The 17,703-nt window shown below is 50.8% G+C and carries 10 protein-coding genes and 1 pseudogene; 4 read left to right on the forward strand and 7 right to left on the reverse strand.

The features are described 5' to 3' along the window. Window positions 1-209: 209 nt before the first annotated feature. From QY332_12235 to gpmA, 6 genes are all read right to left on the reverse strand, one after another. Window positions 210-1,328 (reverse strand): restriction endonuclease subunit S, encoded by a 1,119-nt coding sequence (locus QY332_12235; GenBank protein ID WKZ34381.1) that lies wholly within the window; start codon window positions 1,326-1,328, stop codon window positions 210-212. Continuing rightward, the gene (locus tag QY332_12240) at window positions 1,318-3,126 is read right to left on the reverse strand and encodes a class I SAM-dependent DNA methyltransferase (GenBank protein WKZ34382.1); all 1,809 of its coding nucleotides are present in this window, start codon (window positions 3,124-3,126) and stop codon (window positions 1,318-1,320) included. The genes QY332_12235 and QY332_12240 overlap by 11 nt, the downstream gene beginning before the upstream one ends. A gap of 7 nt (window positions 3,127-3,133) precedes the next feature. Then, window positions 3,134-5,506 carry a P-loop NTPase fold protein gene (locus QY332_12245; GenBank protein WKZ34383.1) on the reverse strand — a complete coding sequence of 791 codons (2,373 nt, stop codon included), beginning with the start codon at window positions 5,504-5,506 and terminating at the stop codon, window positions 3,134-3,136. A 15-nt stretch (window positions 5,507-5,521) separates the two neighbouring features. After that, the gene (locus QY332_12250) at window positions 5,522-8,266 is read right to left on the reverse strand and encodes a DEAD/DEAH box helicase family protein (protein WKZ34384.1); all 2,745 of its coding nucleotides are present in this window, start codon (window positions 8,264-8,266) and stop codon (window positions 5,522-5,524) included. A gap of 44 nt (window positions 8,267-8,310) precedes the next feature. Then, complete coding sequence (locus tag QY332_12255) at window positions 8,311-11,253, reverse strand: FAD-linked oxidase C-terminal domain-containing protein (GenBank protein WKZ34385.1); 2,943 nt, start codon at window positions 11,251-11,253, stop codon at window positions 8,311-8,313. Window positions 11,254-11,331: 78 nt separating this feature from the next. Next, window positions 11,332-12,078: a 2,3-diphosphoglycerate-dependent phosphoglycerate mutase gene (gene gpmA / locus QY332_12260; GenBank protein ID WKZ34386.1), complete on the reverse strand. Its 747-nt coding sequence runs from the start codon at window positions 12,076-12,078 to the stop codon at window positions 11,332-11,334. 164 nt (window positions 12,079-12,242) lie between these two features. Here gpmA and mutS point away from each other — a divergent pair, with 164 nt between their 5' ends. Together mutS and QY332_12270 are read left to right on the forward strand one after the other, a co-directional pair. After that, window positions 12,243-14,786, forward strand: a complete 2,544-nt coding sequence (gene mutS, locus QY332_12265) for a DNA mismatch repair protein MutS (protein ID WKZ34387.1) — start codon at window positions 12,243-12,245, stop codon at window positions 14,784-14,786. A gap of 52 nt (window positions 14,787-14,838) precedes the next feature. Next, complete coding sequence (locus QY332_12270) at window positions 14,839-15,564, forward strand: hypothetical protein (protein WKZ34388.1); 726 nt, start codon at window positions 14,839-14,841, stop codon at window positions 15,562-15,564. Window positions 15,565-16,156: 592 nt separating this feature from the next. On the opposite strand, the gene QY332_12275 is transcribed toward QY332_12270, so the two are convergent. Further along, entirely contained in the window at window positions 16,157-16,744 is a 588-nt protein-coding gene (locus QY332_12275; GenBank protein WKZ34389.1) for an ArsR family transcriptional regulator, read from the reverse strand. Between the two features lie 205 nt (window positions 16,745-16,949). Here QY332_12275 and iscX point away from each other — a divergent pair, with 205 nt between their 5' ends. Together iscX and QY332_12285 are read left to right on the forward strand one after the other, a co-directional pair. Then, window positions 16,950-17,159: a Fe-S cluster assembly protein IscX gene (gene iscX / locus QY332_12280; GenBank protein WKZ34390.1), complete on the forward strand. Its 210-nt coding sequence runs from the start codon at window positions 16,950-16,952 to the stop codon at window positions 17,157-17,159. Next, window positions 17,149-17,637, forward strand: a pseudogene (locus QY332_12285) (NADH-quinone oxidoreductase subunit B family protein). The gene iscX and the pseudogene QY332_12285 overlap by 11 nt, the downstream one beginning before the upstream one ends. The last annotated feature ends 66 nt before the right edge of the window (window positions 17,638-17,703 follow it).

Genomic DNA, 17,703 nt, shown 5'->3' on the forward strand with positions numbered 1-17,703 from the left:
GACGACGGACGGCATGGAAGAGTCGCCCTGCCCATTGAACGCCTCCGCCAGCAGACTCTCAAACAACCCGTCGACCTGTCTCTCACTCTCCCCCATCCGCCCCCGCAGGGACTCAACATGCGCAAAGGAAATCATCCACGAATGGAACCACGAATACTCGAACCGCGAGTCATCCATTCGTGCATTCGTGAAAAATTCGTGGACGGTCTTCACCCAAAACTCTCCGCCAGCAGACTCTCAAACAACCCCTCCACCTGCCGCGTGGACTCGCCCATCCGCCCACGCAGGGACTCGACCCGCGCCACCACGCCCGCAAACTCTTCTTGCAGGCTCAGCGGTGGGACAGGGATTGCCAATTCTTTCAGTTTTTCACCAGTCAAATGTGCAAACGTAACTTGTGAAGTTGAATCAACCAAGCCACCACTTTGCGCCATCCACCAAAGTAAATGAACAATGTATTCTGGATTTGCTAATTTTGAATTAGGGCGTGCCCGATGTAATGCCTTTTGAAAATAACATTCTTCCATTTCATTACGCCAAATTGCGGCTCGACCAACTTCTCCGCCTTCGCAAATCAAAACATCGCCATATTGAAGTCGAAATTCTTTTCGGTCCTTTTCATCAAAATCCATTTCGGCAATATCAGATAAATCGAGACTATGCCATCGAACATTGAAGTTTCGCAAATAAGGACGCTTGTTTTTGCCAGTTTGTTTTTTGTCGTCCAACATTTTGCCTAACCGAGTTTCGCAAACATCTTCAAATCTCGCCAATTCCCATTTTTTATCATTTACTCTTACGTGACCAAACATCTCCAAAAACACGGACTGGAGCAGGGCATCGCCGAGATCGTGCGCAGTACGCCGCAGTTGACGCAGATGGTCAGCGCGCCTCAGCAGGGACGCAATTCGCTTTTGCTCATCCATCGAAGGATATTGAAACTTATAGTCTTTCAGAAATTTGAAATGACGACTGTAACCAGCAGAAGGAATATCAAAACTCAATAATTGATAGTAAGCAAATAATGGAAGAATATCTTTGTTTGGCTTAAGTACTTTCGTTCCGTCTGCTCCAAGAACAAATGGGAAATCAACGTATTTCAAAATTCTTGTGTGGTCGCCAAAAATAACAACTGGTAAATTATCTCCCCAAACTAATTCTTCATCGTCTGTGTAACCTGCAATAAAATTTTGACCTTGATCGACAATTGGATATTTACCAGAGTGCAAAAACTCACTTTGGTCTACTTTTGTGGCTTTCGCTGTAATATCGGTGAAAGCATCTTCAAAAGTTACTTTTTGCCAATCAGCCAAATTACTACTTACCATTTACCAATTTTCCAAGTTCTTTTATTTCATCAAGCATCACACTTTCCAACTTTGCCAACCGTTCCAGCGTCACAGACGGCTTCTCGTGATAAACGGCGTCCGCATCCACTTGACGGTAGCGGCTGGCAGAGAGATCGTACTTGTTTGCCTTCACCTGCTCCTTCGTCACCCAGAACTGGCGGGTCAGACGATCCAATTCAGATTGGGGAGCAGAGATTTGAGATTCGATATTCGACAGGCGCGTTTGCGCGGCAGATAAATCAGCCCCCACCCGTCCTCCCCCAAATACGACAGTTTTATCTTGGTTGTCATCCAAAGTTTCCATGTCGGATTTGGGGGAGGTGCCGAAGGCGGAGGGGGTTGAAATGCCACTCGAAGCAGAACCAATCACATGGTCGAAGGTGAGGCGATTAATCTCCGCCTGCATCTTTCGTCTTTCCTCTTTCAACGGCGCAAGCAAAGTCCGCAATTCATCCACGCGCAACTTTCTACTTTCCACGAACTTCTTATTCGTCCGCTTCTCCCAACAATTCACCACATCGGGAATATCATTCTCATCAATCGCCACCCGCTTATCGTCCAGCGAAAAACCATCGTGCGCCATATCATAGAACCAAATATCTTTCGTCTGCGCGCCGCGCGTGAAGAACAGAACCGCCGTGCTCACCCCCGCGTACGGCTTGAACACACCCGAAGGCATCGACACCACCCCGTCCAGCCGATTCTCCTCTATGATCCTGCGACGCACCTCCACATGCGCGCGGCTCGACCCGAACAGCACCCCATCGGGCACGATCACCGCCGCCCGTCCGCCCATATCCAGCGCCCGCAAAATCAAATGCAGAAAAAGCAACTCGCTCTTCGTCGTGTCCGCTGGCAGCGTGGGATGAACGCCGCCCTTATCCACCGCGCCCTTGAACGGCGGATTCATCAGGATCACGTCATACTCGCGCTCATCATCGAACGACTTCGACAGCGAATCCATGTAATAGAACTGCGGCGACTCGATCCCGTGCAGCATTAGATTCATCGACCCGATCCGCAGGATGGTCATCCCCGAATCATTATCGAAACCCCGCAAATATTTCTTCGTCGACATGAACGATCTTTCCGCCGCCGACAACTGGTCGCCAATCAGATGGTGTGCCTGCCCCTCGGCATCGTACTCCAAAATCCCCGCCGATGTATGCTTCTCCAAAATATACTGGTGCGCGTTGACGAGAAACCCGCCCGTCCCGCCCGCCAGATCGCCAATGCGCTCGCGCGGCTTCGGATCCACCATCTGCACCATCATGCGGATAATATGCCGCGGCGTGCGGAACTGTCCACCGCGCCCCGCAAACTGCATGTGACCCAGCATATACTCATACAGATCGCCCTGCACATCCTGATTCTGCTCCGCGATCTTCATCTGATCGATCAAATTACACGCCTCGATCAACAACCCCGCCTTATTGATCTTACACTGCGCCCCTTTCATATACTCCCCAAACGACGACTTCACATCAGCCAACTCGACCAACCCTGGGAACACTACATTCTTCAGATGACTCAACGCCTCCTCCGCCTTCATCTGCGTCCAATACCCCCAACGCATCTCCCTCTTAACCGACGGCTGATACGTCGTCCCCTTGCGTTTTGCCTGCCTCTCAGCCGCGTTCTCGCGGTCATCCAGCCGCTTCAAGAACAACAAATACGAAAACTGCTCGATCGCATCGAGCGGGTTAGAGAGTCCCCCCGTCCAGAACTTATCCCAGAGGGCATCTACTTGCGAGCGAAGTTTAGGGTCGGTTAGCATGAGGGGTTTAAGCTTTCAGATTTTGGTTGTGAACAATTTCCAGCAATTCTTTTACCGAAGACACTAATTGTTCCATTTCGTATAAAGACAAAGTTCTTGAATGAGCAATACTGTTTCTAGCCTTGACTATTAAAGACGATTTTGCCAACAAAGCATTTCTATCACCAAATATTTCATTGAAGAAACGATCCCAATTATCGCTTGACAAGATAATCTTAAACAATTCACCTAAAGAAAACACACTCAACCTTTCCCCCACATTTTCCATATTTCCTATCCTATATTTCGCCTTAAAATAAAGATCCTGAGGAACTCCTTGCTGCCACCAATCTTTCTTATTAAATTGGTTTGAAATCAAATGCCGAAGTTCGTTTTCAAACAAGAACAAAAGTCTAAACGCTTCGCCATGATCGTAATCTGTCGTAGGCAAAGAAATGATCCTTTCATATTCTTGAGCAAAATCCTCGATTGTTGTTTCGCTTATGTTTATAGCTAGATTAGCCATCTGCATTGGTGACTTATCTGTGTATCGGAGTTCCCTCCCGCAAACGATCACAGTAATTTTTGGGTTCGTTGAAAAAACAGGGTCAAAAACCTGAATAAACTGGTCATCGAAAATATCGCGTGCGCTACTTGGCATAGCATCATACTCGTCAAGCATTATTAACAGTTGCCTATTCTTAATCGCAAAGGTAGCTTCACTCAAGAATTTAATGAAATTTAATATACTAAAGTTGTTTTCATCAAATTGAAAACGCACTTGAAATCCCTTTTGACTTAATTCCTGCGAAATTCTCCGACCTAATTCAATCATCCAGTTAACAAGCTCTGGAGCAACATATTTCAATATTCCATCCATCCTTACGTACACTGCAACAAAATCCCCAGACTCAGTATTCTCCAAAACTCGAAGTAAGGTAGTCTTTCCTGATCCTGGCATTCCCTTTATAGAGATAAGGAACTCATTTTGCCTAATCGCTTTAATAACATTACTCAATATCGCTTTTTGCTTATCACTAATTACAATGTCGCCTATCTCTGAAGACGACAATCCTCTTGTGGTTGCTTTTGACTGTGCATCATCTGTAAATGATGATTTGAAAGAACCTAGGGATGTAGCTGTAGACAAGAAAATATATTCATGCAAATCTGCATCTGTAACTGAAGGCGCAGTGCGGAGTAACTCTTGTAGGCGATTGTCAATATGGAAAATCTTCTCGAACTCGATGTCGTCAGGGGATTTCTCAACCCCTTTTTCTGACATTGCTATATTCTGAGCGCGAGTGAACACGGTCACGTCTTTAAGCGTTGCCTGCCAAAACTCTTTCCATGCCAATGCTATGCAAGACATTTTTACAAGGTTTTCGGGTTTTAGTAATAATTTTCTGGTTTTTACTAATTGCGTTTTTATTGTTAAATCGCTCAAAAACCTCTTGAGTTTTCTTGGGTTTCGTTCAATAGTTGTTGCAATTAGCCGACGTATTTCCAGAGAATCAACACTCAACCCAAAATTTTTTATGAACTTTTCTGCATCTTCGACTCTTATTGGCGGGATAGCAAACGAGAATTGAACTATCTTTGCTAAGTATTCGTCGACGTGAATTCCGCTCTTATTATCATATTTTTCCAAAAGTCCCTGATTTATTAATCGAGTATCACAAGCGACAACATAAACACATCCTGTTGCATCCAAAAAAGATTTTAGCGCTTCAAGCACGTCTAATGAACGAACTGGTACGCATCTATCTAAATCGTCAATAAGAATAACAATTCGCTCATCACCACTAATATGTTTACTCACAAGTTGCTTGTAATATTCTTCAAATTGCTCAATTGATGAAATTCTTTCTCGGCTTTGTTGTATTTTTCTGCGGGTAAAAGCATCAGACACTTGATCGAGAAAACTTGCATTTGCAAACGCATTGGCGATTCCAGGTATCAAAAATAAAGGCGCAACTAAGAACGCAGCGCCTTTCATCAGTGTTTTTCCAATTTCAATCCAATCAATTTGAACTTGTCCAAGTTTTTCTGTTGACACAGCCTCATACAATTTCAAAGTCGTATCGTCTATTTCTTTTTGTCCAGTGTTTAGTCCGCGAACAATGCTCAGAATCAATGCTCTCCAAAGTGCTTCTTCTTTGTCGTATTTCCAAGCATTAAACCAAATTGTCTTGATTCCCTTCTTCTGGAGAAGTTCTTCAATCATAAGCATAAGACTTGTTTTGCCGCTGCCCCATTCGCCAAAAATTCCAATGGTTGAAGGTGTCTCACTATTCGTGATGACATTTGCCAGCAAATTGGAATAGTCCTTAAAATTCAACAAGTCTTTGCGCGCGGGCTTGTCAGAAAAAATAGCAAGTAAATCTTTTTTCTTTGCCATAAAAACCTTCCCGAATTAGACTTCCAACCGATTTGCAAAGGCAACGATCTCACTAACTTCATTTTCTGTAAACCAGCGTTCCACTGCATCTTGACCAAATCCAACTATAGCAGGCGCATCATATAGGTCAGCGGTTTCGAGATGGCGCTTCTGCAAGAATACACTTTGCACGGCACGCAAAAAGCGAATTTGGTCGGCGTTGTACGCTGGCGAGTGCTGGGTCACGTAGGCTTCAAACTGCCGCGCCACCAAATCCTTGTAATCGGGCAGGTACTGCATGTCCAGCACCTGGCGCACCAAGCCGAGAAAACTATCGGCGGTATGAGCAAAGACCTTCTTCAAGTTTTCGGGCGTCACTTCCAGATCGCCTTCGCCTAGTTCCTTGGTCAGCGTGCGCTCCAGTTCGAGCAGTTGCCAGTCGTCAATCTTTTGTCCCTGCTGAATGGCTTTAATTGTCGGGTGGTTGGTAACCAGTTCCAAAATGCGGGCTTCCACCAAGCGACGGTATTCCGCCACGTACATTTTCTCTCCGCTTTTGGTGAGCAAAATGTAGCCACTGATGGCGATGGAATCCAGTAAATCGAGTTCAAGGAAAGAGTCATAACGCATTTTGTTTTTCATACACGGTGAAAGAACATCTCGAAGCAAATTCAATTCGTTGTTCGAGAATTCAACCAGTTTTTCAGGGACACACATGCTCTTTGCTTTGATTTCACCGTCAGACAAAATTGTGTCGCGTAAACTCTGCGCATCTTCCACAATGGATTGAATGGTTCCACTGGCTTCCTTGCCCGTGCGCTTGAGCAGCTTCAAGCGTTCCACTTTACTGATGAAGGTCGCCGCGGCAACGTCCACGCCAGGGACGAGCCTCAGGTGCGGGGCGACTTTCAATTTCAGGAATTCGATCTTGCTGGGAATTAAATAGTCCCAGAAGGCATCTGTCCATGCTTCTTCGATCTCTGGCATGTGCTTGCGAATGGTAAAAGAGTCAGTTGGGATTTGTTGAATCTGATCGCGCAGGTCTGCAATCACTTGTTTGCAATCGGGGTCTTTCTGGTCTTTGAAATAGGTCTCTAGCAGTTTCAAGCGTGTATTGAAGATTGTCACCAACACAGGCGTGGATACATCAACAACTTCCTTGGCGTCTCGGCTGAAGTTATTCTCCCAAAAATCAATGATGAGAAAATCCTTCTTCTCGAAGTTCGGCAGTAAAGCCAAGTTACGACACGCCGCCTGAACCCGCGTCCCACGCCCAATCATCTGCTGTAACTTGATCGGCGATTGCACAGGCTTCATGAACACGAGATTGACCACTTCGGGAACGTCAATACCCGTATCGAGCATGTCCACAGAAATGGCAAGGCGCGGCTCGTCCTTCTTCTTGAACGCATCCACCAGCGTGCCGCGATATTCTGATTTATGCGTGATGACCTTAGTCAAATTCGGGAACTGCGGATACATCTCATCAAAGGCAGCCTGCAAGCGCAGGGCATGCGGTTGTGTCATTGCAAAGACAATCGTCTTGCCAGGCAACTGCCCCGAAGAGTCTTTCTTGCACACTTCCCAAATTTCTTCCCATTGTTTGCGCAGCGTGTCGCGGTTGCTGACTTCCCTTTCCAGCTCCGTGCCTTCGTAGTTAATGTCGTCGGGGTCAAGTCCCTTTTCGATCAGGGCGTTGCGCTCTTCCTCGGTCAAGTCCACGCCATGAATGCCCTGCCGCTGGAACTTGGTCCGCGCCGCGTAGAGTTCATAGTCCACGAGATATTTGTCTTCGATGGCTTGTTCGTAGGTGTAGAGATAGGTCGGCTTGCCTTCCGTGCAATCGAAGGCAAGGAAGGTATCGCGGTTGATGTAATTGGCGGGCGTGGCGGTCAGTCCCACCTGACGGGCGTCGAAATACTCAAGTACTTCGTTGAACTTGTTGTAGATCGAGCGATGGACTTCATCGAAGACGATCAAGTCAAAGAAGGCGGGAGAGAACTGCTCGAAGATATTGCTCAGCGTTTGGAGTGTTACCGCGTACAAGCGCTGCGTGCGCGCATTCGGGTCGTCCCAACTATGTAGGCGGGTACAGGGTTCATTGGGAATGAATTTCTCGAAGCCATCATCCTTTGCCTGCTCAACGAGTGCATCGCGGTCAGCCACGAATAAAATCCGCCGTGCCTGATTGGAGCGCATGAACACATCGATCAAGCCCATCGTGGTGCGCGTCTTGCCTGTCCCTGTTGCCATGACGATCAAGGCTTTGCGTTTTCCGTTTGTGAATGCCTCTCCCACGCGGCGGATGGCTTCGTGCTGGTAGGAACGGTCAACGATCTTGTTGTTAATTTCAACAGAACTGAGCGGCTTTGCATTCTGGCGAATGTATAGCAGGTTTTCCAGATCTTCCCGCGTGAAGAAGCCGAACACTTCACGCTTTGCTGAAATGCCGACATCTACAAAATAGATTTCCAATCCATTAACCAGAAAGCCAAATGGACGGAAACTTTGATGCTTCTCGATCTCGGTCACGTAATAGGTGAGTTGTGCTTCCGCCAGGCGAACATCAATAACTGTTTTCTTGGCTTCCACGACCGCCAACACTTCCCCATTTTCGCGGTACAAGCAGTAATCTGAAACCCCGTTCCACGGCTCTTTATCATAACCATCCACAGGGATTTCGATCTTCACCTTGGAATGATCGCGTAGATACCAACCCGCCTGTTCCAGCTGCGGGTCGATCATTTCCTTGCGGGTGCGATCTTCGGAAATCTTTCGCAAAGTCCCACCTCATGTTTGGGATTTTCCAATTATACGGTGAAAATTTATATTTTAAGAGTTGCATTGCCCTTTCGCATCACGTCCCTCACCACCAGCAGCGGATGCCGCGCCTCGACTCCCGCGCCATGTTGAATCTGCAACCGGCACGCCGCGCCGCTGGATACCAATCCACTATTCACTATTCCCTGCTCTCTTATTTTCGGAAACACGCCCAGCTCCCCCACCCGCATCGAAAGCTCGTAATGTTCGGCGTCGTATCCGAACGTGCCGGCCATGCCGCAGCAACCGGCATCGATCACCTCCACATCGAAGCCGAATACTTTGAGCATTTCAACGGTGGCGGAAACGCCGGAAGGCAAGCCGTCGTCCGCAGGTCCCTCTGCGCGTTGGTGGCAGTGCGGATGGAAGGTCAGTTTTTGGGCAACATTACTTGCTTTTGGAATATCTAAACCTGATCTGGCTACACGCAAGACAAATTCGTCCAATAACCAAACCCGCTGTGCGATGGATTGGATTTCTTCGCGGCGACCCGGCAGCAGGGATTTGTACTCGTGCTTGAGGCAATACACCTCGGGCGGTTCGCATCCGACTACGGGGATGCCGGCTTCGCCACCCAATCTTTTTATTTCGCCCAACACGTTTTCCGCATGCCGCTGCGCGGCTGGGATGAATCCCTTCGAGAGCAATGACGCCCCCGCCCCGATCACGGGCAGGATCATCACTTCATAACCGAGTTTGTTCAAGATGAAAACGGCGGCTTCTTCCACTTCGGATTCGATGTAATGAGAAAAAACGTCCGAGAGAAAAATGACCGATTTTGAGTGACCAGTTTGCAGGTCGGGCTTGAGGCGCGATCCCGCAAATCGGGGAAACGGTCTTTGTTCCGCGAGTCCCAAAGTCCGCGCGATCAACGTCCGCGACCAACCCATCCGCATAAACCAATTCGCCAGCGGGGCAATGGGACTCAGCCACTTCGCCACGATGTGAAAATATCCGAACAGATAATCGCGCAGCGGACGGCGATGCGTTTTGAAATACTCATTCATGAATTCATATTTCAACTTCGGCATATCCACGCCGCTCGGACATTCCGACGTGCAGCCTTTGCAGGCGAGGCAGAGATCGAGCGTTTGAAATACAGCGGGTTCAAGTTCATTCGATGTCATCAAGCCACGAAGTAAATTCGCCCGCCCCCGTGTACTCAATCCTTCCTCCCGCGTTGCCTGAAAGGACGGACACATCACACCTGTGGATTTCCTGCAAACACCCTGTCCATTGCAGGACTCGATCGCACCGGCAAGTCCGCGTTCGTGCTCAAAATGTAAAACTGGCTTCCAAACTTGCGGTTTGAAATGTGGATCATAGCGCAAATGCGTGTCCATCGGTGGGGCATCGAACATCTTTTTCGGGTTCAAAATGTTATGCGGGTCGGCGGCACGTTTCAGAAGACGCATGGCTCCGGACACTTCATTTCCATACGTGCGCTCAATGTATTCGCCGCGCGCCAAACCGTCACCGTGCTCGCTGCTCATCGAGCCGCCCAGACTCATGGTCAGCGCAAAGACCTGCCCGCTGATACTCCGCATGGCGCGCACACCTTCACTGCGCTGTACGTCCAACACAGGGCGGATGTGCAAACAGCCCGCCGACGCGTGCGCGTACATCCCGCCATAGGTGCCGTGCGCATCCAAAATCCGCTCCACTTCACGGACGAAATCGCCCAGCTTCTCAACAGGAATCGCGCAATCTTCGATGAACGCCAGCGGCCGCGCAGACTGCGGACGCGAATCCAAAATTCCCAATCCCACCTTGCGGATGTTCCAAATGCGGGCCTGCTCTTCGGGGAATTCTGCAATGGTCAATAATCTACTGGTGGTCGAGATTTCGTCGAGACCACGTACTTGTTCCTTCAATTTCTGCGGTTCGCTCCCGCTGAATTCGACCACCAACACCGCGGCGGGATCCCCGGCCACCCAGCCCATCTGACGCGCATACGCGGGGATACTGCGCGCCAGGTGCAGAATCATCTGCGGGATCAACTCCACTGCACTGGGGTTGAACTCCAGCAAACGTGGCACATCATCGCAGGCTTCAGCGATGGAGTCGTAGGAAAGCACGCCCAACATAGTCTGCTTCAGCCTGGGAACGAGATTCACTTTCATGCGGCGGCTGACAGCCAGCGTGCCTTCACTGCCTGCAAGCAGGGGTGCCAGGTTCCAGCTATCAGGCTTGCCCTGAGCAGCGTCGAAGGGTGCCAGGTTGGCCGGGTAATTCTCTCCAATCCACTGCGGCGGCATGGAGGGACTCCACGGCAAAAGATAATTGATGCGATACCCCGCCGAGTTGCGCCAGGATCTGGGGTAGTTCCGTTTGATGGCTTGGGCGTAGTTTTCGCGAATTCGGTGAATGGTTTCATGGATCATGGTCAAGCGTTCATTACCATTTTCCATTTTCCATTCACCAAATACCGCCAGACTCCCATCTCCAAGAATCACATCCGCTTCGAGCAAATGATCCGCGGACATGCCATAGAGGATCGAGTGCGCGCCTGTGGCATTGTTGCCGATCACACCGCCCATTGTGGCACGTTCCGCGGAAGCTGGGTCGGGACCGAAGGTCAGTCCATGCTTGGCGGCGGCGCGGTTCAAATTCGAAAGAATCACGCCAGGCTCTACAACCGCGTAATGTTCTTCGGGATTAATTTCGACGATGGAATCAAGCCATCGCGAGCAATCCAGGATCAACGCTTCGCCGATGGCTTGCCCCGCAAGCGATGATCCCGACCCGCGTGGGAGAATCGGGATCTTGTATTTGGCGGCAAGTTCAACCGCAGCGTGTAAGTCCTCTTGCGTTTTGGGGATGGCAACTCCCAGCGGCTCGATCTGGTAGATCGAAGCATCCGTGGCGTATAGAACTTTTGAAGCAGAGTCAAGCCGAAGATCGCCAGTGAAGCGTTTTTTTAGTTCATTTAGAAAATCAGGATTCATGCCGAGATTCTACTCTTTAAATGACAAAGGACACGAGAGAAAACCTTCGTGCCCTTTGTGTCCGTCGTGTTTGAAAACTTACTTCACCTTTGCCTGATTCGCCACCGCCGCGGCTTTCTTTGCGGCTTCTTCGGGGTCGCCGAGATAATATTTCCGAATCGGTTTCAGATTTTTATCCAGTTCATAAACGAGCGGCAAACCAGTTGGGATGTTCAACTCGACAATATCGGCTTCGGACATGTCATCGAGAAACTTGACCAGCGCGCGGATGGAATTGCCATGCGCCACGATCATTATGCGCCTGCCTGATTTGATATCAGGTGCAAGCGTGGAATGCCAGTATGGCAAAACCCGCTCCAGCGTGATCTTCAGCGACTCGGTGGCCGGCAATTGTTCGGGAGTCAGCGAAGCGTAGCGGCGGTCGAATTTGGGATGACGTTCATCGGTCAATTCCAGCGCGGGCGGCGGAACGTCATAACTGCGCCGCCAGATCTTCACCTGCTCGTCGCCGTATTCCTTGGCGGTCTCGGCTTTGTTCAAGCCCTGTAACGCGCCGTAATGACGTTCGTTCAACTGCCAGGCACGTACGACAGGCAGCCAGTCCCGATCCATCCCATCCTGAATGATGTTCAGGGTTTTGATGGCGCGCTTCAACACCGAGGTGTATGCGATGTCAAAATCATATCCACCATCTTTCAGTAGCTTCCCCGCTTCGGCAGCTTCGACTCTGCCGAGATCGGTCAGGTCGACATCCGTCCAGCCGGTGAAGCGGTTTTCGAGATTCCATGTGCTTTGTCCATGTCGGACGAGAACGAGTTTATACATCGTATGCTCCTATGTCACTGCGAGCGTTCGTAGCAAAGCAGTCTCCAATTAACATGAGATTGCTTCGGCGGAAACTCACCGCCTCGCAACATTTGCGCCGCACGCCAGTGCGGTCTGACATGAGATTATAGCCCAAGTCATTCGGTCGTAGTAAAATCACCCCTATGCCCAATGATGATGTCACCCCCGTCCGCCAGCAGTATCTCGATATCAAAAAGGAATATCCCGACAGCGTTCTGTTCTTCCGCCTCGGCGATTTCTATGAAACCTTCGATGAAGACGCCGAGATCACCGCCCGCGAACTCGACATCGTGCTCACCTCGCGCCCCGTCGGCGGCGGCACGCGTGTGCCGCTTGCGGGCATCCCCTATCACGCCGTCGAAAATTATCTCGCGCGACTGATCGAAAAAGGTTATCACGTCGCCATCTGCGAACAGGTCGGCGACCAGCCCGCGAAGGGGATCTTTCCGCGCAAGGTGGTGCGCGTCGTCACGCCTGGGACCGTGACCGAGCCGAGCCTTTTGCCCGGGGATGCGAACAACTATCTCGCCTCGCTTTTTCTCGACGGGCAAACTGCTTCTGTTTCTTATACCGACGTCACCACTGGAGAATTCGCCGTCACCGAGCTTCCGCTCGAAGCCCTGCGCGCCGAGTTGACGCGACTCCATCCCGCTGAAATCCTTTACCCCGATAATCAAACCCTGCCCGACGGCGTCACTGGTCACACCACCGCGTTACCTTCATGGAAGTTCGAAGCTGGCAAATGCCGCGACACGTTATTGACACAATTCAAAGCCTCCACTTTGGATGGGTTTGGACTGAAAGCCAACAGTCTCTCCGTCCGTGCGGCGGGGGCGATCGTGCAATATCTCAAAGAGACCCAGCCCGACGCGCTCAACCTGCTCAACTCCCTGCGCTCGTACAGCCTGAACGAGTTCATGACGCTGGACGCCTCCACTCGCCGCAATTTGGAATTGGATGAAACGCTTCGGGGTGAAAGAAAAGGCTCTCTGCTCGGCACGCTTGATCTGACCATCACCCCGATGGGAAAACGCCTCATCCAGCAATGGGTCAGCCAGCCGCTTTTGCATGTGGAAAAAATCCAACAGCGCCAGAACGGCGTGGAACACTTCGTCCAGCAAGGCATGATCCGCGCGGAATTGCGCAGCGCGCTCAAGCCGCTCGCGGACTTGGAACGCCTGGTCAACCGCGTCATCGCAGGGCAGGCACAGCCGCGCGACCTAATCGCAATGCGAAGCACGCTGGCGCAACTCCCCACCGTGAAGGAAACCGTCACTCGCCAGGCATCCAAAATCAACGGGAAATGGTCAGTCTGCGCAGAACAATTGTCTCTAATACAGAACGCCATTGACGATGATCCGCCTGCGACCCTGCAAAACACGGGCATCATCCGCGCGGGCTATTCGGCGGAACTCGATGGCGTAATCGACGCGTCCAAACATGCGCGGGATTGGATCGCCAACCTTGAATCCGTTGAAAGGCAAAAAACGGGAATCAAGACTCTCAAGGTTGGATACAACAAGGTCTTCGGCTATTACATCGAAATCTCGCGCGGCGCGGCGGAAAAGGCTCCCGCGCACTACATCCGCAAGCAGACATTGGTCAATGCCGAACGCTTCATCACGCCGGAGATGAAGGAATACGAAACGCTGGTATTGAACGCGGAAGAGCGCGTCCGCGAAATTGAATTGCGATTGTTCAAGGAAATCTGTGCTGAACTGGCTAAAGCGGCGCATCAGTTGCTGTCCACTGCGCGGGCTGTCGCAGAGTTGGATGTGCTGTCCGCTCTGGGCGAAGTATCCGCTTTGAATGGTTACACCAGGCCCGAGGTCCATGAAGGAAGCGGATTGGACATCCATGATGGACGGCATCCCGTTGTGGAACAATTATTGAAGTCAGACAGATACATACCGAACGACGTCATCTTCGAAAAAGGCGAGATCGTGCGCATCATCACGGGACCGAACATGAGCGGCAAGTCCACGTACCTGCGGCAGACCGCCTTGATCGTGTTGATGGCGCAGATGGGATCGTTCGTCCCTGCGGCTTCGGCGAAGATCGGCCTCGTTGACCGCATCTTCACCCGCATCGGCGCGCAGGATGAAATTCACGCGGGGCAGTCCACGTTCATGGTGGAGATGGTGGAGGCGGCGAACATTCTACATCACGCCACGTCGCGCAGCTTGTTGATACTCGATGAGATTGGGCGCGGTACTTCGACGTATGACGGCTTGTCAATTGCATGGGGAATCATCGAATACATTCACAACCATCCGCACTTGCGCGCAAAGACCCTGTTCGCCACGCATTACCACGAACTGACTCAACTCGCTGACCTTCTGCCCGGCATTCGCAACTACAATGTCGCTGTAAGCGAAGCGGATAACAAAGTGGTCTTCCTGCACAAGATCATCCCCGGCGGCGCGGACCGCTCGTACGGCATTCACGTCGCACAACTGGCGGGCCTGCCCGCGCCCGTCATCGGACGTGCGAACGAGATCATGGCGGAGTTGGAAAAGTCCGCAGCGCGTGGCGTGAGAATCAACCCACAGGCGGCGCAACAGGCGGCATTGTTCCCCGAAACAAATCCATTGCTCGATGAGATCAAGGAACTGGACATCAACGCCCTATCGCCAATTCAAGCGTTAAACAAGTTGTTCGAATGGCAGAAGAGGTTTACGAAATAGACGGGAACCTTCCGGCCTGCAAGGGCGTCATTGCTCCTATCATGGAGACCCAATGACAAAAAACCTGATTCCTTTCCTTTTAACTATGGCAGTATCGGTGACAGCGTGTGCGACTCACAGGGATACTGCCCCCGTACTCCTGCCGGACGGCGCAACGACGCTTCCTTCCCCGACTGATACACCAGTTCCTCTTCCTCAAGCAGGCCCTGCCGCTGAAACACCCTCCGCTGCATGGAGGGAAGTCCGCGATGCCCGCTACGGCTTCGGACTGGCAATCCCCTGCTGGTGGATCGTAAGCCCCATCCCCCCGCAGGGAGTGGGCGGTGTGATGACCATTAGCAATTATGACGAAGCGTACTTCATGGCAAATTCCCAAAAAGGCTTTTGGGATTGGCCCAACGGCGCACTCAAGATCGAGATCGTGGTAATCGAAGATGCGAATCCGCAACTTTCCGATACGGATGCCTATATGGAACTGGTGGATACGAATATGCAAGCTCTTATATCTTCTGAAACACGGCAAACTGGCGCGCATCCTGCCGCCGTACTGACCCTGCAAAATTTGGTCAACCAGAATGACCCGCCTATTCGCGTCTTCATCCACCGGCTTGCTCCTGACAAATTGATCCTGATCAACCCCATACCCCAGGGCATCCTCGATACACCCGATTTTCAGACGCTCCTTTCCACCATGGTACTGACCCCGCAGGAGGCAATCACGATTCCATCAACGCCGCCCGCTGAAACACCGCTAATCAATGCAGTTTGCATGCAATAGACAGAAGCAGAACTCCGGGAGAACAAGCCTCGGAGTTCTGCTTTTAGGTAATCTTCTCGTATGACAGTATCATTGTCAACATGGACGTCTCGCAATGATAGATACGGTACGACGCCTCATCCCGAAATATCCTGCTGATATCCTCTCCAAAGGTGAAACTCGTTTTCCCTACAATGACATAATACGCCGCACCAACGCTGGAATGGCTTGTGTCCAATTCAACCACCCCTTCCGCTTTCAAATCCCCGGGGTTGGACAACCGGTCCGCGTGCCGGTCGGCAAAATAAATACTCGCGGCAAAGATCAAAACAATAAGGGGACAATGCAAATAAGAACCGCCAAATTCACCCGGCTGGAAAAGAAGGCGGCTCGCGCATCCGCATTTGAAAGAGCTGTTGCCAAAATAATGCAAAGACCAAGGAACGGGAAGATGCCGCCGCTCTGACACTTCCCCGCTGTGTGCTGCGAATTCCGCTCCCAAAATTATCAAGCCATTCCCTCTGCCCGCCGCTGACAAACCCGTTCTTATTTGATTTCAAATCCGATTCCGTAAACTCATACATCGGTAAACTCATACATCGGTAATTAATTCCTATTTCACTACAAAAACGAACGGGCAAAGTCCGTGCAGCACAACTTCGCTTTTCACCAGCCGGGCTACCGAACGCTCAAGAGCCTCCTCCAGCATGGCTGCATCCATTTTACACAGTTCAGGATGTCCCTCAATCACCTTTGAGTACGGGCAGCGCCCAAGGAACACCCGCGGCCCATCCGCCCCCGCCTCCCAATGCGCCTGATAATGCATTTCGTTCAGTTTCAATACAAGCCCAGCCAACCTCCTTGTCATCGGTTGGTTTGCCGCAGGGTCAGCCTGCGCATGAGACTGTGCAATTCGCTTCCCGATTTTTACCGCATCGAACTTTTCCTTCAAAAGGGCGTCCGTCAAAACGGACAGATTGTCCTGCAACGCAGTTTGCGACACCGAATATAGCTTTTCAGGCCTGCCGCGTCCTTCGCGGTTGTGTAGCGCCGTCATCTCGACCCGTCCATCCGAACACAGGATGGACAGGTGATGCCGCACATTCGGAGCAGACATCCTCAATGCGCGCGCAATCTCACGCGCCGAAGCAGAGCGTTTTTTTTTGAGATGGTTCAATACTTTTTGGCGGGAGGTATACATGTTGCTCTTGGTTTTTTGGTCGAGGTGGAAAATGCTCATTAAACACGCCCGGCTGTCAGTCAAGGACGAAGCAGGCTTGTCATCCATTCGCCATGATTATACTCACTTCTTTATTTTTGCAAATATATTTTTTCATAATTAAATCGAGTTTTACTTTCCCATGCTATAATCCGCCAATTGTGAAGGAAAACACCACCAATACCCGATGACTCTTATTTGGGAATCCACCTACGCCATTGCATTGGAATTGCGCAGGCAGCACAAGGATGTAAAACTCGAAGAAGTGAGCCTGCAACAAATCTACATATGGACGCTTGAACTTTCGGAATTTGAGGATGATCCCGCACTCGCAAACGACGACATCCTGTATGCAATCTATCAAGACTGGTTCGAGGAGAACATTCATGGAAAATGAAAAGCTGAGTTTACCGAACTACAACATTCCAGAGGATATTGAAAATGCTGTAGCCATCACCACGCTTGACAGGCTGTATAACTGGGGACGCCGCTCGTCGGTCTGGCCCCTGATGTTTGGCCTGGCATGCTGCGCCATTGAGATGATCGCCGCGCAAGCCTCACGCTACGACATGGCGCGCTTCGGGATGGAGGTCATGCGCCCCACCCCGCGCCAGGCGGACATGATGCTGGTCTCCGGCACCGTCACAAAAAAAATGCTCCCATCCATCATCCGTTTATATAACCAGATGCCCGAACCAAAATACGTGGTGGCAATGGGTGCATGCGCCACGAGCGGCGGACCCTTCAAGGAAGGCTACAATGTCGTCGCAGGCATTGATAAATTCCTGCCCGTTGATGTATACATCCCCGGCTGCCCTCCCACCCCACAGGCGTTGATCGCAGGTCTTATCAAGCTGCAGGAAAAGATCGACAGGCAATCCATCAAGAAGGTCCGCTGGTATCAAAAGGGCAGGGTGGACGCAAACTATGTGCCCATGCCA

The sequence above is a fragment of the Anaerolineales bacterium genome (genome assembly GCA_030583885.1).
GTDB lineage: Bacteria > Chloroflexota > Anaerolineae > Anaerolineales > Villigracilaceae > Villigracilis.